Below are 18,940 nucleotides of genomic sequence, written 5' to 3' on the forward strand. Positions count from 1 at the left end.
CTAGGATGCGAGCCCAGAACGCCGCACCCGGGCCGCAGCTGCGCCACGCCGGGGGCCTGCGCGGCCTGCTTCCGAAACCCGAGACCCGCACGTGAAACCATTCGCGAACACCCACGCCGCCGCTCGCGGTGCGCGCCTGCCCGGCTGGGCGATCCTGCTGATCGGCCTGCTGCTGACCGCCTGCGCGAGTGCGCCGCCGGCTCCCCAGGGCGTGCCGGAACTGGCGCTGCCCTCGCAGTGGCATGTGCGGGGAGATGACGCGCAGCGCCCGCTCAACGCGATTCTCGTGCTGCAGGCCGAGGGCGACACGCTGCGGGCAGTCCTGCTCGACCCGCTCGGCGTGCCGCTCGCGCGTCAGCGGCTGGGCACCGATGGCTGGGAGGCCGACGGCCTGCTGCCGCCCAACCCGCAGGCCTGGGAGCTGTTCGCCGCGCTGCTGTTCGCCCTGACGCCCGACGACCAGCTCGGCGAGCATTACGGCGAGGCGGACTGGCGCATCGACGAACCGCAGCGCGTGCTGCTGCAACGCGGTGCCGTGCGCTGGCAGGTGCGCTACTCGGAGCAGGGCGCCATGGAGATCGAGATCGCGGCCGAACAGCGGCATTACCGCGTCGAGCCGCTGGCGCCCGTCGAGCGTTCGCCATGACCGCCTACCTGAACGCGCTGGGACTGATCTGCGCCCTTGGCTCGGGCAAGCGGGAGATCGCGGCGCGCCTGTTCGCCGGCGACGGCAGCGGCATCGGGCCCTATCCGAGGGAGGTCGCCGGCCGACAGTTGCCGGTCGGCGCGGTCACCGCGGCGCTGCCGCCACTGCCGGACCACCTGGCCCGCTGCAACACGCGCAACAACCGGCTGCTGCTGGCCGCGGCGCTGGAAATCGAGGCGCCGATCCGTCTGGCCCTCGAGCGCTACGGCGCGGCGCGCATCGGTATCGTCCTCGGCACCAGCACCTCGGGCATCCAGGAGGCGAGCGACGGCATCGCGTCCTACTACCGCGACGGACAGCTGCCCACCCATTACCGCTATGCCCAGCAGGAACTCGCCGCGCCGGCGAGCTTTCTCGAAGACTGGCTGGGCCTGGCCGGCCCCAGCTACTGCATCTCCACGGCCTGCACTTCGGGCGCGCGGGCCCTGCAGAGCGCCCGGCGCCTGCTGGCCATGGGAATCTGCGATGCCGTGCTGTGCGGCGGTGTCGACTCGCTGTGCGACCTGACGCTGCAGGGCTTCAGCGCGCTGGAGGCCACCTCCGGCACCGGCTGCAACCCGTTCTCGGCGAACCGCGACGGGATCGCCATCGGCGAAGCCGCGGCGCTGTTCCTGATGACCCGCGAGCGCGGCGACGACCACGGGATCGCCTTGCTGGGCGCTGGCGCGAGCTCCGACGCCCACCACATCTCGGCGCCCGATCCGTCCGGCCAGGGCGCGGTGCAGGCCATGCGCAGCGCGCTGGTCGATGCCGGCTGCGACGCGCGGCGGATCAGCTACCTGAACCTGCATGGCACCGCGACGGCCCACAACGATGCGATGGAAAGCGTGGCCGTCGCGCAGCTCTTTCCAGACGGTGTCGCCTGCTCGTCGACCAAGCCGATGACCGGCCACACCCTCGGCGCGGCCGGTGCCCTGGAAGCCGCGTTCTGCTGGCTGGCACTCTCCGAGTTCAATACCGACCGGCGCCTGCCGCCTCATCTTTGGGACGGTCAGGCCGATAGCCAGCTGCCGCCACTGAAGCTGGTCGTCCCTGGCGAGGCCATGGCACCGGCAACCGGGCGGCCCTGCACGATGAGCAACTCCTTCGCCTTCGGCGGTAACAACATCAGCCTGATTATCGGAGAGGCCCCGTGATCGCCTGGCCCATTGCCGAACTGCTGCCCCACGCCGGCGACATGATCCTGCTCGACGCGGTCGAATCCTTCGACCAGGAGAGCGTCCGCACCCGGCTGCAGGTCCGGCCCGGTGGGCTGTTCAGCGACACCGACGGCGGCCTGCCCGCCTGGGTGGGCGTCGAGATCATGGCCCAGAGCGTGGCGGCCTTCGCCGGCTGCCAGGCGCGTCAGGCCGGCCTGCCGGTCGAGCTGGGCTTTCTGCTCGGCACCCGCAGCTATCAGTGCAACGTCGCGGCCTTCCCTGCGGGCGTCGAGCTGCGGATCGAGGCGCGCCAATCGCTGCGGGACGACAATGGCATGGGCGTGTTCGAATGCCGCCTCGACGGTCCCGGCATCCTCGCCGAAGCCCGCCTCAACGTGTTCCGGCCTCCCGCTGTGGAGGCGTACCTTCAAGAGTCTTCAGATGAGTGAATCCATTCTGGTCACCGGCTCCAGCCGGGGCATCGGCCGCGCCATCGCCGTGCGCCTGGCGCGTGCCGGCCATGACCTCGTGCTGCACTGCCGTTCGCGCCTGGACGAGGCACTGGCCGTCCAGCAGGAGATCCAGGCGCTGGGCCGCAGCGCCCGCGTGCTGCAATTCGACGTCGCCGACCGGGCCGCCTGCCGCGAACGGCTGGAAGCGGACATGGACGCCCACGGTGCCTACTACGGGGTGGTCTGCAACGCCGGCCTGACCCGCGACGGCGCCTTTCCGGCGCTGACCGACAACGACTGGGACGAGGTGCTGCGCACCAACCTCGACGGCTTCTACAACGTCCTGCAACCGGTGACCATGCCGATGATCCGCCGCCGCAAGCCGGGCCGCATCGTCTGCATCACCTCGGTGTCCGGGCTGATCGGCAACCGCGGCCAGGTCAACTACAGCGCCTCCAAGGCCGGCGTGATCGGCGCGGCGAAAGCCCTGGCGATCGAGCTGGGCAAGCGCCGCATCACCGTCAACTGCGTCGCGCCCGGCCTGATCGATACCGACATGCTCGACGACACCCTGCCCCTGGAGGAGCTGCTGAAGATGATTCCCGCCCAGCGCATGGGAACCCCGGAGGAAGTCGCGGGCGCGGTCAATTTCCTGATGTCCGAGGAAGCCGCCTACATCACCCGCCAGGTGCTGGCAGTCAATGGCGGGCTGTGCTGATGGCCTGCAAACGCGTCGTCGTCACCGGCATGGCCGGCATCACCTCGCTGGGCCAGGACTGGCCCAGCATCGAAGCCCGTTTCAACGCCAATCGCAGCGGCATCCGCCGCATGGACGAATGGGATCGCTTCAGCGAACTCAACACCCGGCTCGCCGGCCCGGTCGATGATTTCGCCGTGCCGAATCACTGGACCCGCAAGCAGTTGCGCAGCATGGGGCGGGTGTCGCGCCTGTCGGTCCGCGCGGCCGAGCAGGCGCTGGCCGACGCCGGCCTGCTGGGCGACGCCCTCATTCGCGACGGACGCATGGGCGTGGCCTGCGGCTCGTCCACCGGCAGCACCGACGAGATCAAGGCGTTCGGCAACATGCTGCTCAACTCGGTCGCCGACGGTCTCAACGCCAACTCCTACATCCGCATGATGCCGCACACCACGGCCGCCAATATCAGCATCTTCTTCGGCCTCACCGGCCGGGTGATCCCCACCTCCAGCGCCTGCACCAGCGGCAGCCAGGGCATCGGCTACGCCTACGAGGCGATCAGGTTCGGCCGCCTGCCGATGATGCTCGCCGGTGGCGCCGAAGAGCTCTGCGCCACCGAAGCGATGGTGTTCGATGCGCTCTACGCCACCAGCCTGAAGAATGATGCACCGCACACCAGCCCCAGGCCCTACGACAGCGATCGCGACGGCCTGGTGATTGGCGAGGGCGCCGGCATGCTGGTCCTGGAAGAACTTGAGCACGCACTGGCGCGCGGCGCGAAGATCCACGCCGAACTGGTCGGCTTCGGCAGCAACGCCGACGGTCAGCACGCGACCAAGCCCGAGCAGGCTACCATGCGTCGCGCCATGGAGCTGGCCCTGGAAGACGCCGAGCTGCCGGCCGCGGCCATCGGTTACGTCAACGGCCACGGCACGGCCACCGAACAGGGCGATATCGCCGAGAGCCACGCGACCCATTCGCTGTTCGGCGCGCGGATGCCGATCAGCTCGCAGAAGAGTTTCCTCGGCCATACGCTCGGAGCCTGCGGCGCCCTGGAGTCCTGGTTCAGCATCGAGATGATGAACCGCGACCGCTATATCCACACCCTGAACCTCGAACGGATCGACCCGCGCTGCGCCGAACTCGACTACCTGATGGACGCGCCCCGGGCGATGCAGCATGAGTACGTGATGAACAACAACTTCGCCTTCGGCGGCATCAACACGTCGTTGATCTTCCGCCGCTGGCCCTGAACACCCACACCGGAGCAAAGGAATGTCCCTTTATCGCACCCTGCTGTTGCCGCTGCTGCTCGCCGCCCTGGTCGGCTGCACCAGCCATCGCGTCTACAACGCCGAAGAGCGTTTTCCCGAGAGCCTGAACCTGACCCAGCAGCAGATGCAGCGGGCCATCGTCACGGCGCTCACCGACCGGCAATGGAAGGTCCAGTCCGTTGAGCCGGCCCTGATCAAGGCGGCCATTACCGTTCGCGGCCGTCATCACGCCGAGGTCGACATTCCCTATTCGGCCACGGCCTTCCAGATCCAGCTGCGCAGCAGCTGGGGTCTGAACGAGAAGAACGGCAAGATCCACCGCAACTACAACCGCTGGGTGAACCGGCTGCGCGACAACATCCTCAGGGAGCTGGACATCGACCCGATCACCGAGTCGGTGGACAACCTGGGCATCATCGCGCAGGCCAGCGGTAACGGCGACGCCGTGCTGATGGATTTCCAGCAGGGCGTACAACGCGGCCTGGACAGCGGCCTGCTCGATGGCAGCGTCAGGTTCTTCCTGGCGGGACAGCCGATCGACGGCGAGGTGCGCACCCTGCGCAGCGTGACCAGCAACCGCAAGACCAACGCCTCGAACAAGAGCGACGAGGAGGCCTGCAGCTGGGTCCTGCAGTCGGTGCTGGCCAGCCTGCAGAATACGGCCAAGCAGGCCGGCGCCAATGCTGTGGTGAACATCGTCAGCTACTACAAGCGCAACGCCTACCAGGACCCCGCCCGCTACGAATGCCATGCCGGCATGGCGATCGCGGGCGTGGCGCTGCGTGGGCAGCTGGCCATGATCGAGTAACGACACAGGCAGCGGCGCGCCGAAGCCAGGTCGGCGCGCCGGAACGAACACGCTGGGGGGCGAGTCAACCGAACATCATCCATCCGCCGAGGAGCGCCCATGTTCGGTTTATCGAAGTCGCACAAGTTCGAGGTGAACTACATCTTTCGCAACGACCCGCGCGTTCAAATCATCGAGTCGGAGCAGGACAGCTTTTCCCAGGCCGACGCGATCCGTCACCTGATCGAACTGCACAACGCCGATGCGGAAAACAACCTGGCGATGCCCGAACCCGGCGCGGACGAGGCCGAGCTGACGAAGCAGGCCGAGGTTCTGGGCATCAGCGACATCCGCGTCACCCGATTGGTCCACGAGCACGAGAAAGGCACCAGCCCGGGCCATTATCAACAGCCCTGAATGAAGAAGGCCGCGTAAGCGGCCTTCCGTGTCACTGATGGTATTGCGCGGACAGCTCGTGCACCGCCTCGATGAAGGCCCCGGCATGGGCCGGATCGACCTCCGGGGTGATGCCGTGTCCGAGGTTGAACACGTGCCCGCTCCCCTGGCCGTACGAGGCGAGGATTCGCGCCACTTCGGCGCGGATGGCCGAGGGCTTGGCGTAGAGCACGGTCGGGTCCATGTTGCCCTGTAGCGCAACGCGCTCACCCACCCGCCGACGGGCCTGGCCGATGTCGCAGGTCCAGTCCAGGCCGAGCGCGTCGGCGCCGGCATCGGCGATGTTCTCCAGCCACAGGCCGCCGTTCTTCGTGAACAGAATCACCGGCACCTTGCGTCCGTCATGCTCGCGAATCAGTCCGGCGACGATCTTGCGCATGTAGGCCAGGGAGAATTCCAGATAGGCCGCCGAGGACAGGTTCCCGCCCCAGGTATCGAAGATCTGCACGGCCTGCGCGCCGGCCTTGATCTGGCCGTTCAGGTAGGCCGTCACCGACTGGGCCAACTTGTCGAGCAGCGCGTGCATGGCCTGCGGGTTGTCATAGAGCATGGCCTTGGACTTGCGGAAGTCCTTCGACGAGCCGCCTTCGACCATATAGGTGGCGAGCGTCCAGGGGCTGCCGGAAAAACCGATCAGCGGGACCCGCCCGTTGAGCTCGCGGCGGATGGTGCGTACCGCGTCCATCACGTAGCCCAGATCCTTGTCCGGATCGGGCACCGGCAGCGCCTCGATGTCGGCGGCCGACTCGACGGTCTTCCTGAAGCGCGGGCCCTCGCCGGTCTCGAAGTACAAGCCCAGGCCCATGGCGTCCGGCACGGTCAGGATGTCGGAGAAGAGAATCGCCGCGTCCAGCGGATAGCGATCCAGAGGCTGGAGGGTGACCTCGCACGCCATCTCCGGATTCATGCACAGCCCCATGAAGTCCCCGGCGCGCGCCCGGCTGGCCCGGTATTCGGGCAGGTAGCGGCCAGCCTGGCGCATCATCCACACGGGCGTGACGTCGACGGGCTGCTTGAGCAGGGCGCGCAGAAAGCGGTCGTTCTTCAGGGTGGAGGTCATGACGGGTTCCAGCAGAAAAAGTGCCGCGCATTGTCGCAAAGCACAAAACAAAAGGCACGGCGAGCGCCGTGCCTTTCGTCCCTCGCGACGATATGCCGCGACGATTCACCAGCTGCGATAGGGCAGGAACTTGCCGTTGAGCACGATCTGCACGCGGTCGCCCTTGGGGTCGGCGACGCGGGAAATGTCCATGCTGAAGTCGATGGCACTCATGATGCCGTCACCGAATTCCTCGTGGATCAGCTCCTTGATGGTCTCACCGTAGACGCTGATCATCTCGTAGAAACGATAGATCAGCGGGTCGGTGGGGATGGCCTTGTCCCAGTGCTTGTGCGGAAAAGCCTGCAGCGCGGTGGAGACCTCCTCCGGCAATTCGAGCATCTCGCACAGGGCGTCGGCCTGCGCCGTGGGCATGCTGTTCATGCCCAGGCAGGCGGATGTCGTCCACACCGGCGACATGCCGATGCCCTGGCCGAGCGCGGCCCAGTCCAGGCCCAGGCGCTCCTTGGCGGCGGCGATGGTAGTGCGCATCTGTTGCTTATCCATGGTGAAACTCCTTCACGGGGGTCAGAGGTACTACCCTGGCGGCAGGTGCCGGCTCGTCCAGGGCAGGGTTGATGTCGGGCGGGAAGCCTTGCTCGTCGGCTACGGTGCGGTCGCGCAGTTCGTGCGAGCGGTTCACCAGAAAGTCCACGAGGTGATTGCGAATGCGGTAGTACGCCGGGTGGTGAATCACCTGGTCGCGCTGGCGCGGCCGTGGCAGGTCGATGCGCACCGATTCGGCAATTCGTGCCTGCGGGCCATTGGTCATCAGCAGGATGCGGTCGGAGAGCAGTATCGCCTCGTCGACGTCATGGGTGATCATGAACACCGTCTGCTTGGTGGCGCTCCAGATCTTGATCAGCTCGTCCTGGATCACCCCTCGGGTCAGCGCATCCAGCGCACCGAAGGGTTCATCGAGCAGGAGTAACTGCGGCTGGGTAGCGAAAGCGCGGGCGATGCTCACACGCTGGCGCATGCCACCGGACAGCTGCGCCGGCTTGCGCGCCTCGGAGCCGCCCAGGCCGACCATTTCCAGGTACTTGCGGCTGTGCGCGCGGCGCTGCTCCTTCGTCCAACCGGGAAAACGCGCACGCACGCCGAACTCGACGTTCTCCAGCGCGCTGAGCCAGGGCAGCAGGCTGTAGTTCTGGAACACCACGCCGCGTTCGAGGCTCGGACCGGCGACTTCCTTGCCGGCCATTTCCAGCGTGCCTTCGCTGAAGCTGTCGAGACCGGCCAGGGCATTGAGGATGGTCGACTTGCCGCAGCCGGAGTGGCCGATGATGCAGACGAATTCGCCCTGGTCGAGGCCGAAGCTGACGTCTTCGAAGACCGTCAGCGGGTCGCTTCCGGGTTGCGGAAAGCGTTTGGCCAGGCGGCGCGCATCGAGAAAATAACGGGACATGGCATCACTCCTGATAGCTGACGAGACGGGCAACGCTGCCCAGCAGAAGGTCGAGCAGCATGCCGACCACACCGATCATCAGGATCGAGAAGATCACGCTGGCCAGGTTCAGGTTGTTCCACTCGTTCCACACGTAGTAACCAATGCCCGTGCCGCCGACGAGCATCTCGGCGGCGACGATCACCAGCCAGGCGATGCCGACCGAGATGCGCATGCCGGTAAGGATGGTCGGCATGGCCGCGGGCAGGATCACGCTGAACGCCGTGCGCAGCGGGCTCAGCTCATGGGTGCGGGCGACGTTGATCCAGTCACGGCGCACGCCCGCCACACCGAAGGCGGTATTGAGCAGCATCGGCCACACCGAGCAGATGAAGATCACGAAGATCGCCGAGGTCTGCGAATCCTTGATCACGAACAGCGCCAGCGGCATCCAGGCCAGCGGCGAGATCGGCCGCAGAATCTGGATGAAGGGGTTGAGCGCGCGGTACATCAGCGGCGACATGCCGATGACGAAGCCAACCGGGATAGCCACCAGCGCCGCCAGCAGATAGCCGGTCAGCACCCGGTACAGCGAATGCGCGAGCTGAATGCCGATGCCCTTGTCATTCGGTCCGTTGTCATAGAACGGCTGGCTCAGCTCGGCGTAGGCATGCGCCAGCACCACCGAGGGCGGCGGCACTCGGGCCTCCTGCTCGGCCTCGCCCATGAGCAGGGCGTATTCGTCATCGGCACTGACTGCCGTGCTGGCCGGTACCCGGCAGAGCACCTCCCAGACCACCAGCAGGAGGACTAGCAGCAGGACGGAAAGGATGGCCGCACGCAAGGAAATGGACGCCTTCATCACGGCCTCCGCATGGCGAAGCTGGCCAGATAACCTTCCGGATCAGCCGGATCGAATGGCTTGCCCATCACGCTGAAGGACTTGTAGGCATCCGTCGGAACCGGCAGGCCGAGCTCATTCATCACCTTGCCGGCGTCAGCCGCGAGGAACACCCGCTCCGCGATGGCGCGGTAGTCGACATCCCCCTGCAGATACCCCCAGCGCTTCATCTGGGTGAGGATCCACACCGCCATCGATTGCCAGGGGAACGGATCGAAGTCGATCCGCTGCGGCTCGTCATGGATGTTGCCCAGACCGTCGGCATATCGCCCGCTGAGCACCTGCTGCACCACCGGCACCGGCTGATTGAGGTAATTGCGGGTGGAGATCGCCTCGGCCACCTCCTTGCGATTCTCGGCCTTGGAGGAGTATTGCGTAGCGTCGATCAGCGCATGCAGCAGCGCGCTGTAGGTATTGGGGTTCTCGCTGGCGAAGCGCTGGCTGCAGGCGAAGGCGCAGCACGGGTGGCCTGGCCACAGTTCCTTGGTCAGCAAATGGATGAAACCGACCTTCTCCCACACCGCGCGCTGGTTGAACGGGTCCGGCGAGAGGAAGCCATCGAGGTTTCCGGCGCGCAGGTTGGCGACCATCTCCGGTGGCGGCACCACACGAATCTGGATGTCGCGATCCGGGTCCAGGCCATGCTCGGCGACGTAATAGCGCAGCAGGAAGTTGTGCATCGAGTATTCGAACGGCACACCGAAGCGCATGCCCTTCCACAGTTTCGGATCACGCTTGTCCTGATGCTGCATGCCAAGCACGATGGCCTGGCCGTTGACGTTTTCCAGCGCCGGCATGACAAAGGGCGTCTGCGTCGAACCCAGCCCCAGGCTGATGGCCAGCGGCATCGGCGAGAGCATGTGCGAGGCGTCGTATTCGCCGGCCAATGATTTATCGCGCGCCACCGCCCAGCCGGCGGTCTTCACCGTTTCCACGTCCAGCCCGTACTTGGCGTAGAAGCCCATCGGCTCGGCCATGATGATCGGCGTGGCGCAGGTGATGGGTACGAAGCCGATCTTCAGCTTGGTCTTTTCCAACGGGCCGAGGCTGTCCTTGACCGCCGCCTTGACCGCATCCAGCGGGATCAGGCTGCCCAGGATAGCCGCCGCGACACCGCCTCCGATCATCCCCATGAAACTGCGCCGGGAGAACTCGTTGTGCCCGAACACACCGCGCACGATGGCATTCTCCACGGCACGATCGAGCATCTCCTCGCTACTGACAGGCAGCGCAGCGGCGCTCGGCGTGCAACGCTGGCAAGCACAGCCGGCGGCATGGGACAGCTCGCTGTCGGGGCTGAATGGATCGTCCAGGCTGTTGACGCTCATCGTGATGACTCCTGCGATGGCCTGCCCCAAATTGGTGAGGCGGGCGCTGACTGGGCTGGGCCGTTACTGGCCGGTTCATGTCAGTTATTGCAGGAGCTGTACCAGCTTTAAAAATTAAATAAGTAACTGAAACTCAAATACTTTTACCTATTTAAAGAAAAACGGAGTCTCGTCATTCGCGATATTTCGTCTGTTCAAAAAACGGTATTTCGTCAAATGGCATGCCCTTTGGATAAACGACGTTAAAGGTCAATCCCGAGAGCCCCGAGATGCCCGATCCGAACGCCGCCAGCCTGTTACTGCTGCAGCACATGCAAAGCGCCAGCCTGGTCATCGACCCCACCCTCGACCGTATCCTGCACGCCAACCCTGCCTGCTGCGCCCTGCTCGGCTGTCCGCTGGAGGAACTGCTCGCACTACGCGCCAGCCGTCTCTGGGCGCATGACCTGGGGGCACTGGTCACCTTCACCGAAGAGGTGCAGTTACGCGGTAATGCCTGGCGCGACAGCCTCGGACTGCTTCGTCGGAATGGCGAGCGTCTGGAAGTTGAAATCGACGGAAGCCGACTTGAGCATGGCGGCGCCACCCTGCTCGGCCTGCTGATCCAGCAGCGCCGCCGCCTCGACGCCCTGCGCGGGCTGGCCGAAGCCGAGCGCTATCAGCGTCAGGGGCTACTCGACTGGCAGGGCGTCGAACGCATCTTCCGCCAGTTCGAGCGGCAGAACCACCTGATCCTCGGCGCAGCTGGCGAGGGCATCTACGGCGTCAACCGCAAGGGTGAAACCACCTTCGTCAATCCAGCCGCCGAGCGCATTCTCGGCTGGCGTGCGGAAGATCTGATCGGCCACAACATTCACGATCTGATTCATCACCACCATCCCGACGGCAGCACGTACGACGGCCATACCTGCCCGATCTACGCCGCCTTCAACGACGGCGAGGTGCATCAGGTTGCCGACGAGGTGTTCTGGAACAAGGATGGCAAGCCGATCCCGGTGGATTACACCAGCACGCCGCTGCGCGACGATGGTGAGCTTGTCGGTGCGGTGGTGGTGTTTCGCGACATCAGAGAGCGCCTGGAAACCGAACGCAGGCTACGTCAGGCGCTGAGCGAGGTGCAGCAACTCAAGCAACGGCTGGAGCTGGAGAATGCCTACTTGCAGGAGGAGATTCGTGGCGAGTACGCCCAGCACGACCTGGTCGGGCGCAGCGCCGCCGTGCAGCAGGTGATCCACCAGATCGAACTGGTCGCCCCCACCGGCGCCAACGTGCTGATCACTGGCGAGTCAGGCACCGGCAAGGAGCTGATTGCCCGCGCCATTCACGACAACAGCGGGCGCAGCCGCCGGCCGCTGATCCGGGTGAACTGCGCTGCGGTGCCGCGCGAACTGTTCGAGAGCGAGTTCTTCGGCCATATCCGCGGCGCCTTCACCGGCGCGCTGAACGACCGCGTCGGGCGCTTCGAACTGGCCGATGGCGGCACGCTGTTTCTCGACGAGGTCGGCGAAATTCCCCTGGAGCTGCAGAGCAAGCTGCTGCGCGTGCTGCAGGAACAGCAACTGGAGCGGGTCGGCGACACCCGCACTCGCCAAGTGGACGTGCGCGTGATCGCCGCTACCAACCGGGACCTGCGCCAGGAAGTGCGCGCCGGCCGCTTCCGCGAAGACCTGTACTTTCGCCTCAACGTCTTCCCCATCGAGTCGGCGCCGTTGCGTCAGCGCCCGGAAGACATTCCGCCCCTGGCCCAGCATTTTCTCAGCCGCGCCTGTCGCCAGCTCAACCGCGCCGAGCCCAGCCTGCGCCTGGCCGATATTCAACGCCTGCAGGCCTATTCCTGGCCGGGCAACATTCGTGAGCTGGAGAACCTGATCGAGCGAGCGGTGATCATTTCGCCCGGCACCAGGCTGCGCCTGGATCTGCCGAACGACAACGTCAACGACGCGCCATCGCAGCAGCCCATCGAACAGGAAATGCGGATTTTTACTCAGGGCGAGCAACGCCGACAGATGCGCGAAAACCTGATCGCGGCACTGACGGCCTGCGCGGGCAGGATATCGGGAAAGGACGGCGCGGCGCGGTTGCTGGAGCTGAAGCCAACGACACTGCGCTCACGCCTGGAGAGCTTCGCCATCGACCCGCGCGACTACCGACCGGGTAGGTCGCAGCCGCGCAGGTACGAGACGAATCAGACGCCCAGGTAGTCGAGGATACCCTCGGCGGCCTGACGGCCTTCGAAGATCGCCGTGACCACCAGATCCGAGCCGCGCACCATGTCGCCGCCAGCGAAGATCTTCGGGTTGCTGGTCTGGTGCTTGAACTCGCCCATTTCCGGCGCGACCACGCGACCCTGGTTGTCCGTCTGGATACCCAGCTGCTCGAACCATGGGGCCGGGCTCGGACGGAAACCGAAGGCGATGACCACCGCATCGGCCGGCAGGATTTCCTCGGAGCCGGGGATCGGCTCGGGGCTGCGACGACCACGGGCATCGGGTTCGCCCAGGCGCGTCTCGACCACTTTCACGCCTTCGACCTTGTCCTCGCCAACGATGGCGATCGGCTGGCGGTTGAAGAGGAACTTGACCCCCTCCTCCTTGGCGTTCTTCACTTCCTTGCGCGAGCCCGGCATGTTGGCCGCGTCACGCCGGTAGGCGCAGGTGACGCTCTTGGCACCCTGGCGGATGGAGGTGCGGTTGCAGTCCATCGCCGTGTCGCCACCGCCGAGCACCACCACCTTCTTGCCCTTCATGTCGATGAAGTCTTCCGGCGTCTTTTCGAAGCCCAGGTTGCGGTTGACGTTGGCGATTAGGAAGTCCAGCGCGTCGTAGACACCCGGCAGGTCTTCGCCCGGGAAACCGCCCTTCATGTAGGTGTAGGTGCCCATGCCCATGAACACCGCATCGTACTCGGCCAGCAGCTGGTCGACGCTGACGTCCTTGCCCACCTCGGTGTTGAGGCGGAACTCGATGCCCATGCCGGTGAAGACCTCGCGGCGGCGGCTCATGACGTTCTTTTCCAGCTTGAACTCCGGGATGCCGAAGGTCAGCAGGCCGCCAATCTCGGGGTTGCGATCGAACACCACCGGGGTCACGCCGTTGCGCACCAGGATGTCGGCGCAGCCCAGGCCTGCTGGCCCGGCACCGATGATCGCGACCTTCTTGCCGGTCGGCTTGACCTTGGACATGTCCGGGCGCCAGCCCATGGCGAAGGCGGTGTCGGCGATGTACTTCTCCACCGAGCCGATGGTGACTGCGCCGAAGCCGTCGTTCAGCGTGCAGGCACCTTCGCAGAGACGGTCCTGCGGGCACACGCGGCCGCAGACTTCCGGCAGGGTATTGGTCTGGTGGGCCAGTTCGGCCGCGGCCAGGATGTTGCCTTCCGACACCAGCTTGAGCCAGTTCGGAATGTAGTTGTGCACCGGGCACTTCCACTCGCAATAGGGGTTGCCGCACCCCAGGCAGCGGTGCGCCTGGTCAGACGCCTGAGCCGGCTTGAAGGGCTCGTAGATCTCGACGAACTCTTTCTTGCGCTGACGCAGCAGCTTCTTCTTGGGGTCCTTGCGGCCGACCTCGATGAACTGGAAGTCGTTGTTCAGACGCTCAGTCATTTGAAACCTCATCAGGTAGCTGGAAGCTCAGAGCTGGAAGCCGGAAGCGATCACGGTTGCTTCCAGCTTCTGGCTTCCGGCTTTTTGCTCAAATTCTTATTGCGGGTTGGCCCGGGTCGTGGATAGCAGGGTCGCCAGACTGGCCGCCTTCGGCTTGACCAGCCAGAAGCGCCGCAGGTAGTCGTCGAGGTTTTCCAGCAGTTCGGCACCCCACTCGCTGGCCGTTTCGGCGACGTACTCGCGCAGGACGTCCTGCAGATGGCTGCGATAGGCCTCCATCGCCTCGCCGGTGATCCGCTGGATGGCCACCAACTCGGTGTTCAGCCGATCGACGAAGCTGTTGTCCATGTCCAGCACATAGGCGAAGCCGCCGGTCATGCCGGAGCCGAAGTTGTGCCCGGTCTTGCCCAGCACGCAGACGAAGCCGCCGGTCATGTATTCGCAGCAGTGATCGCCCGTACCCTCGACGACCGCATGAGCGCCGGAGTTACGCACGGCGAAACGCTCGCCTGCGGTGCCCGCGGCGAACAGCTTGCCGCCGGTGGCGCCGTAGAGGCAGGTGTTGCCGATGATCGCCGAGTCCTGCGAGGCGTACGCCGCGCCCTTCGGCGGCGTGACCACCAGCTTGCCGCCGGTCATGCCCTTGCCGACGTAGTCGTTGGCATCGCCTTCGAGGTAGAGGTTCAGGCCACCGGCGTTCCAGACGCCGAAGCTCTGACCTGCGGTGCCCTTGAAGCGGAAGGTGAGCGGTGCATCGGCCATGCCCTGGTTGCCGTGGATGCGGGCGATCTCGCCGGAGACCCGCGCACCGATCGAGCGGTCGCAGTTGCACACGTCCAGCTCGAACTCGCCGCCGGTCTTGCCGTCGATCGCCGGCTTGGCCAGCTTGACCATTTCCTCGGCGAGCAGGCCCTGGTCGAACGGCGGGTTCTTCTCCACCTCGCAGAACTGCGGTTTGTCGGCCGGAATATGGTCGCTGCCCAGCAGCGGCGTCAGGTCCAGATGCGCCTGCTTGTCGGTTTCACCCGGCAGCACCTCCAGCAGATCGGTACGCCCGATCAGCTCGGCGAGGCTGCGCACGCCCAGGCGCGCCAGCCACTCACGGGTTTCCTCGGCGACGAAGGTGAAGAAGTTCACCACCATGTCGACCGTACCGATGAAGTGATCCTTGCGCAGCTTGTCGTTCTGCGTCGCGACGCCCGTGGCGCAGTTGTTCAGGTGGCAGATGCGCAGGTACTTGCAGCCCAGCGCGATCATCGGCGCGGTGCCGAAGCCGAAGCTCTCGGCGCCGAGAATCGCCGCCTTGATCACGTCCAGGCCGGTCTTCAGGCCGCCGTCGGTCTGCACCCGCACCTTGCCGCGCAGGTCGTTGCCGCGCAGCGTCTGGTGCGTCTCGGCCAGGCCGAGCTCCCAGGGCGAGCCGGCGTAGCGGATCGAGGTCAGCGGCGAGGCGCCGGTGCCACCGTCGTAGCCGGAGATTGTAATCAGGTCGGCATAGGCCTTGGCCACGCCGGCCGCGATGGTACCGACGCCCGGCTCTGCGACGAGCTTGACCGAGACCAGCGCCTGCGGGTTGACCTGCTTGAGGTCGAAGATCAGCTGTGCCAGGTCTTCGATCGAGTAGATGTCGTGATGCGGCGGCGGCGAAATCAGGGTCACGCCCGGCACCGCGTAGCGCAGCCGCGCAATCAGGCCATTGACCTTGCCGCCGGGTAGCTGACCGCCTTCGCCGGGCTTCGCGCCTTGGGCGACCTTGATCTGCAGCACTTCGGCGTTGACCAGGTACTCGGGCGTGACGCCGAAGCGGCCGGTCGCCACCTGCTTGATCTTGGAGCTGCGCTCGGTGCCGTAACGCGCCGGGTCCTCGCCGCCCTCACCGGAGTTGGAGCGCGCGCCGATACGGTTCATCGCCGCGGCGATCGCCTCGTGGGCCTCCGGCGACAAGGCGCCCAGGGAGATACCGGCGGAATCGAAGCGCTTGAGGATCGATTCCAGCGGTTCGACCTCTTCGAGCGCCAGCGGCTGGTCGGCGACCTTGACCTTGAGCAGGTCGCGGATCATCGACACCGGACGCTGATCGACCAGGGCGGTGTATTCCTTGAAGCGGCTGTAGTCGCCCTGCTGAACGGCCACCTGCAGCGCGCTGACCACATCCGGGTTGTAAGCGTGGTATTCGCTGCCGTAGACGAACTTGAGCAGACCGCCCTGCTGGATCGGCCGACGGTTGTTCCAGGCCTCGGCGGCCAGCAGTTTCTGCTCGGCTTCGAGATCGACGAAACGCGCGCCCTTGATCCGACTGGCGACGCCGCGGAACGACATCTCGACGACTTCGTCCGACAGCCCCACGGCTTCGAACAGCTGCGCCCCGCGATAGGACGCGACGGTGGAGATGCCCATTTTCGAGAGGATCTTCAGCAGGCCCTTGGAAATGCCCTTGCGGTAGTGCTTGAACACTTCGTAGAGGTCGCCCAGGACTTCGCCGGTACGGATCAGGTCGCCCAGCACCTCATAGGCGAGGAACGGGTAGACGGCCGTCGCGCCGAAGCCGATCAGCACCGCGAAGTGATGCGGATCGCGCGCGGTGGCGGTCTCGACCAGGATGTTGCAGTCGCACCGCAGACCCTTCTCGGTCAGACGGTGGTGTACCGCACCAACGGCCAGCGAGGCGTGAACCGGCAGGCGTCCGGGGGTGATCGCCCGGTCGCTCAGTACCAGCAGCACCTTGCCGGCGCGCACGGCTTCCTCGGCCTGGTCGGCGATGTTGCGCACCGCCGCTTCGAGGCCCATCGCCTCGTCGTAATTCAGATCGATGACCTGCCGATCGAACCCCGGGCGTTCCAGGGTCATGATGGTGCGCCACTTGGCCGGGGAGATCACCGGACTGGTGAGAATCGCCCGGTTGGCGTGATCGGCGGTCTCTTCGAAGACGTTGCGCTCGGCACCGAGGCAGGTCTCCAGGGACATCACGATCGACTCGCGCAGCGGGTCGATCGGCGGGTTGGTCACCTGGGCGAACTGCTGGCGGAAATAATCGTACGGCGAGCGGATGCGGCGCGAGAGCACGGCCATGGGGGTGTCGTCACCCATCGAGCCGACCGCTTCCTGGCCCTGCTCGGCCAGCGGGCGCAGCACCTGGTCACGCTCTTCGAACGTCACCTGGAACATCTTCATGTACTGCTTGAGCTGGTCGGCCTCGTAGAACGGCGAACCGTGGTCCTTGTCCTCCAGCGTGGCCTGGATGCGCAGGGCGTTCTGCCGCAGCCACTTCTTGTAGGGGTGCTGACTCTTGAGGCGATTGTCGATATCGCTGGTATGCAGGACCTGGCCGGTATGGGTGTCGACCGCCAGGATCTGACCCGGGCCGACCCGCCCTTTGGCGATGACGTCCTCGGGCTGGTAGTCCCAGACACCGACTTCCGAAGCCAGGGTGATGTAACCATTGGTCGTGGTGACCCAGCGCGCCGGGCGCAGGCCGTTGCGATCGAGCAGGCAGACCGCGTGGCGACCGTCGGTCAGGACCACGCCGGCCGGACCGTCCCAGGGCTCCATGTGCATGGAGTTGTATTCGTAGAAGGCACGCAGATCCGGATCCATCGTCTCGACGTTCTGCCAGGCCGGCGGAATGATCATGCGCAGGCCGCGGAACAGATCCATCCCGCCGGTGACCAACAACTCGAGCATGTTGTCCATGCTGGAGGAATCAGAACCGGTGCGGTTGACCAGCGGATCCAGGGCTTCGAGTCCCGGCAGCAGTTCGTTGACGAACTTGGTACGGCGCGCCTGGGCCCAGTTGCGGTTACCGGTGATGGTGTTGATCTCGCCGTTGTGGGCGAGGAAGCGGAACGGCTGGGCAAGCGGCCATTTCGGCAGGGTATTGGTGGAGAAACGCTGATGGAAGACGCAGATGGCTGTCGCCAGGCGCTCGTCGCCGAGGTCGGGGTAGAACTGCGCGAGGTCCGCGGGCATCATCAGGCCCTTGTAGACAATGTCCTTGTCCGAAAGGCTGCAGACATAGAACTCCTCGTCGCCCTTGAGCGCCACTTCGGCACGGCGGCGGACAAAGAACAGCTTGATTGCGAAGTCTTTCTCCGACAGCCCTTCACCGCTGACGTAGACTTGCTCGATGCGCGGCAGGCGGTCGAGTGCAAGCTTGCCGAGCACGCTGGTGTCGACCGGGACTTCACGCCAACCCACCAGGGTCAGGCCCTGCTCGACGATTTCCTGATTGAGGCGCTCACGCGCCGCCTGCGCCTTGGCGGCGTCCTGGCTCAGGAAGATCATGCCGACGGCGTAGTTGTCGGACAGCTCGGTGCCGAACTGCTCCCGCGCCATGGCACGCAGGAAGGCGTCGGGCTTCTGCATCAGCAGGCCGCAACCGTCGCCGGTCTTGCCGTCGGCATTGATCCCGCCTCGGTGGGTCATGCAGGTCAGCGATTGAATAGCGGTCTGCAACAAGTGATGGCTGGCATCACCCTGCATATGGGCAATCAGACCGAAGCCGCAGTTATCCCTGAATTCTTCAGGACGAAACAGACCTGCTTTCATAGGCACTCCACCAGCTAATTCTTTTGCAATCAACCCCTTACCGGCGAAGCAAGGCAAAGCCCTGCCTTTTGCGCGGGCAAAAGGGTGAGCAGTTTACATAGCGGACCGGAGATAAAACAAATCTTTTCGGGACGGGCTGTCCAGCCGCCTGCAAACGGCCGGCACAGCCCGGAAGAAATCAGCGCGCCTGGATTTCCTGCTGCACGCTGCTGAAGGTGCGCGGCCAGGGCTTGCCGGCCTGCAGCGCCGAGGGCAGAGAAGCGATGGCGCTCTGCGCTGCCGCACGATTGGCGAAGCTGCCGTAGGTCACGACATAAAGCGGTCGCCCTTCATGCTGCTTGGTGAAGTAGCGATAGCCACTGCCGTGCTCCTGCACGACGGCCTGGGCGCTCTTCTCCGAACGCGTCCCCAACACCTGGAGCAGATAGTTAGATCCAGGCTGAGCGGCATACCAACTGGCCGATCCGCCAGCCGCCGCAGGGGTCGAGGCCTGCGCTGGCGCCGGGGCTGCAGCGGGCGCGGGCGATGGGGCAGCAGCCGGCCGCTGTGGGGCCTGCGCTTGCGG

At 65.5% G+C, this 18,940-nt stretch carries 16 protein-coding genes; 8 read left to right on the top strand and 8 right to left on the bottom strand.

Annotation, left to right across the window (positions count from 1 at the left end; genetic code table 11):
* The first annotated feature begins 91 nt into the window (after window positions 1–91).
* From DN824_RS03050 to DN824_RS03080, 7 genes are all read left to right on the top strand, one after another.
* The gene (locus DN824_RS03050) at window positions 92–646 is read left to right on the top strand and encodes a DUF3261 domain-containing protein (RefSeq protein ID WP_241666488.1); all 555 of its coding nucleotides are present in this window, start codon (window positions 92–94) and stop codon (window positions 644–646) included.
* Entirely contained in the window at window positions 643–1,842 is a 1,200-nt protein-coding gene (locus DN824_RS03055) for a beta-ketoacyl-[acyl-carrier-protein] synthase family protein (RefSeq protein WP_138406923.1), read from the top strand. The genes DN824_RS03050 and DN824_RS03055 overlap by 4 nt, the downstream gene beginning before the upstream one ends.
* Window positions 1,839–2,294, top strand: coding sequence for a hotdog family protein (locus tag DN824_RS03060; RefSeq protein ID WP_138406924.1), 456 nt, complete (start codon window positions 1,839–1,841; stop codon window positions 2,292–2,294). The genes DN824_RS03055 and DN824_RS03060 overlap by 4 nt, the downstream gene beginning before the upstream one ends.
* Window positions 2,287–3,015: a 3-oxoacyl-ACP reductase FabG gene (gene fabG / locus DN824_RS03065; RefSeq protein WP_138406925.1), complete on the top strand. Its 729-nt coding sequence runs from the start codon at window positions 2,287–2,289 to the stop codon at window positions 3,013–3,015. The genes DN824_RS03060 and fabG overlap by 8 nt, the downstream gene beginning before the upstream one ends.
* On the top strand, window positions 3,015–4,247 hold the full coding sequence (locus DN824_RS03070) for a beta-ketoacyl-ACP synthase (protein ID WP_138406926.1): 1,233 nt from the start codon (window positions 3,015–3,017) through the stop codon (window positions 4,245–4,247). Before fabG ends, DN824_RS03070 begins: the two co-directional genes overlap by 1 nt.
* Window positions 4,248–4,269: 22 nt before the next feature.
* Window positions 4,270–5,076: a hypothetical protein gene (locus DN824_RS03075; RefSeq protein ID WP_138406927.1), complete on the top strand. Its 807-nt coding sequence runs from the start codon at window positions 4,270–4,272 to the stop codon at window positions 5,074–5,076.
* 99 nt (window positions 5,077–5,175) lie between these two features.
* Entirely contained in the window at window positions 5,176–5,472 is a 297-nt protein-coding gene (locus DN824_RS03080; protein ID WP_138406928.1) for a hypothetical protein, read from the top strand.
* 31 nt (window positions 5,473–5,503) lie between these two features.
* On the opposite strand, the gene hemE is transcribed toward DN824_RS03080, so the two are convergent.
* From hemE to DN824_RS03105, 5 genes are all read right to left on the bottom strand, one after another.
* Complete coding sequence (gene hemE, locus DN824_RS03085) at window positions 5,504–6,571, bottom strand: uroporphyrinogen decarboxylase (RefSeq protein WP_138406929.1); 1,068 nt, start codon at window positions 6,569–6,571, stop codon at window positions 5,504–5,506.
* A gap of 105 nt (window positions 6,572–6,676) precedes the next feature.
* Entirely contained in the window at window positions 6,677–7,117 is a 441-nt protein-coding gene (gene cynS, locus DN824_RS03090; protein ID WP_138406930.1) for a cyanase, read from the bottom strand.
* Window positions 7,110–8,018 carry an ABC transporter ATP-binding protein gene (locus DN824_RS03095; protein WP_138406931.1) on the bottom strand — a complete coding sequence of 303 codons (909 nt, stop codon included), beginning with the start codon at window positions 8,016–8,018 and terminating at the stop codon, window positions 7,110–7,112. The genes cynS and DN824_RS03095 overlap by 8 nt, the downstream gene beginning before the upstream one ends.
* Before the next feature lie 4 nt (window positions 8,019–8,022).
* Window positions 8,023–8,859, bottom strand: a complete 837-nt coding sequence (gene ntrB, locus DN824_RS03100) for a nitrate ABC transporter permease (RefSeq protein WP_138406932.1) — start codon at window positions 8,857–8,859, stop codon at window positions 8,023–8,025.
* Entirely contained in the window at window positions 8,859–10,226 is a 1,368-nt protein-coding gene (locus tag DN824_RS03105) for a CmpA/NrtA family ABC transporter substrate-binding protein (RefSeq protein ID WP_138406933.1), read from the bottom strand. Before DN824_RS03105 ends, ntrB begins: the two co-directional genes overlap by 1 nt.
* 269 nt (window positions 10,227–10,495) lie before the next feature.
* On the opposite strand from DN824_RS03105, the gene DN824_RS03110 reads away from it, so the two are divergent.
* A complete protein-coding gene (locus tag DN824_RS03110; RefSeq protein WP_138406934.1) occupies window positions 10,496–12,427 on the top strand; it encodes a sigma 54-interacting transcriptional regulator in 1,932 nt (643 codons plus the stop codon).
* On the opposite strand, the gene DN824_RS03115 is transcribed toward DN824_RS03110, so the two are convergent.
* The 3 genes from DN824_RS03115 to DN824_RS03125 form a co-directional block, all read right to left on the bottom strand.
* Window positions 12,412–13,830 carry an FAD-dependent oxidoreductase gene (locus DN824_RS03115; protein WP_138406935.1) on the bottom strand — a complete coding sequence of 473 codons (1,419 nt, stop codon included), beginning with the start codon at window positions 13,828–13,830 and terminating at the stop codon, window positions 12,412–12,414. The genes DN824_RS03110 and DN824_RS03115 overlap by 16 nt on opposite strands.
* A 96-nt stretch (window positions 13,831–13,926) precedes the next feature.
* Complete coding sequence (gltB, locus tag DN824_RS03120; RefSeq protein ID WP_138406936.1) at window positions 13,927–18,375, bottom strand: glutamate synthase large subunit; 4,449 nt, start codon at window positions 18,373–18,375, stop codon at window positions 13,927–13,929.
* A gap of 178 nt (window positions 18,376–18,553) precedes the next feature.
* A partial coding sequence (locus tag DN824_RS03125; RefSeq protein WP_174236464.1) for an SPOR domain-containing protein occupies window positions 18,554–18,940 on the bottom strand: 387 nt, incomplete at its 5' end.

Source organism: Stutzerimonas nosocomialis, from assembly GCF_005876855.1.
GTDB lineage: Bacteria > Pseudomonadota > Gammaproteobacteria > Pseudomonadales > Pseudomonadaceae > Stutzerimonas > Stutzerimonas nosocomialis.

Bases quoted from the DNA above. Each gene is read 5' to 3' on its own strand.
- DN824_RS03055 (WP_138406923.1), top strand. From the start codon at position 643: ATGACCGCCTACCTGAACGCGCTGGGACTGATCTGCGCCCTTGGCTCG.
- fabG (WP_138406925.1), top strand. From the start codon at position 2,287: ATGAGTGAATCCATTCTGGTCACCGGCTCCAGCCGGGGCATCGGCCGC.
- DN824_RS03070 (WP_138406926.1), top strand. From the start codon at position 3,015: ATGGCCTGCAAACGCGTCGTCGTCACCGGCATGGCCGGCATCACCTCG.
- DN824_RS03075 (WP_138406927.1), top strand. From the start codon at position 4,270: ATGTCCCTTTATCGCACCCTGCTGTTGCCGCTGCTGCTCGCCGCCCTG.
- DN824_RS03080 (WP_138406928.1), top strand. From the start codon at position 5,176: ATGTTCGGTTTATCGAAGTCGCACAAGTTCGAGGTGAACTACATCTTT.
- hemE (WP_138406929.1), bottom strand. From the start codon at position 6,571: ATGACCTCCACCCTGAAGAACGACCGCTTTCTGCGCGCCCTGCTCAAG.
- cynS (WP_138406930.1), bottom strand. From the start codon at position 7,117: ATGGATAAGCAACAGATGCGCACTACCATCGCCGCCGCCAAGGAGCGC.
- DN824_RS03095 (WP_138406931.1), bottom strand. From the start codon at position 8,018: ATGTCCCGTTATTTTCTCGATGCGCGCCGCCTGGCCAAACGCTTTCCG.
- ntrB (WP_138406932.1), bottom strand. From the start codon at position 8,859: ATGAAGGCGTCCATTTCCTTGCGTGCGGCCATCCTTTCCGTCCTGCTG.
- DN824_RS03105 (WP_138406933.1), bottom strand. From the start codon at position 10,226: ATGAGCGTCAACAGCCTGGACGATCCATTCAGCCCCGACAGCGAGCTG.
- DN824_RS03110 (WP_138406934.1), top strand. From the start codon at position 10,496: ATGCCCGATCCGAACGCCGCCAGCCTGTTACTGCTGCAGCACATGCAA.
- DN824_RS03115 (WP_138406935.1), bottom strand. From the start codon at position 13,830: ATGACTGAGCGTCTGAACAACGACTTCCAGTTCATCGAGGTCGGCCGC.
- gltB (WP_138406936.1), bottom strand. From the start codon at position 18,375: ATGAAAGCAGGTCTGTTTCGTCCTGAAGAATTCAGGGATAACTGCGGC.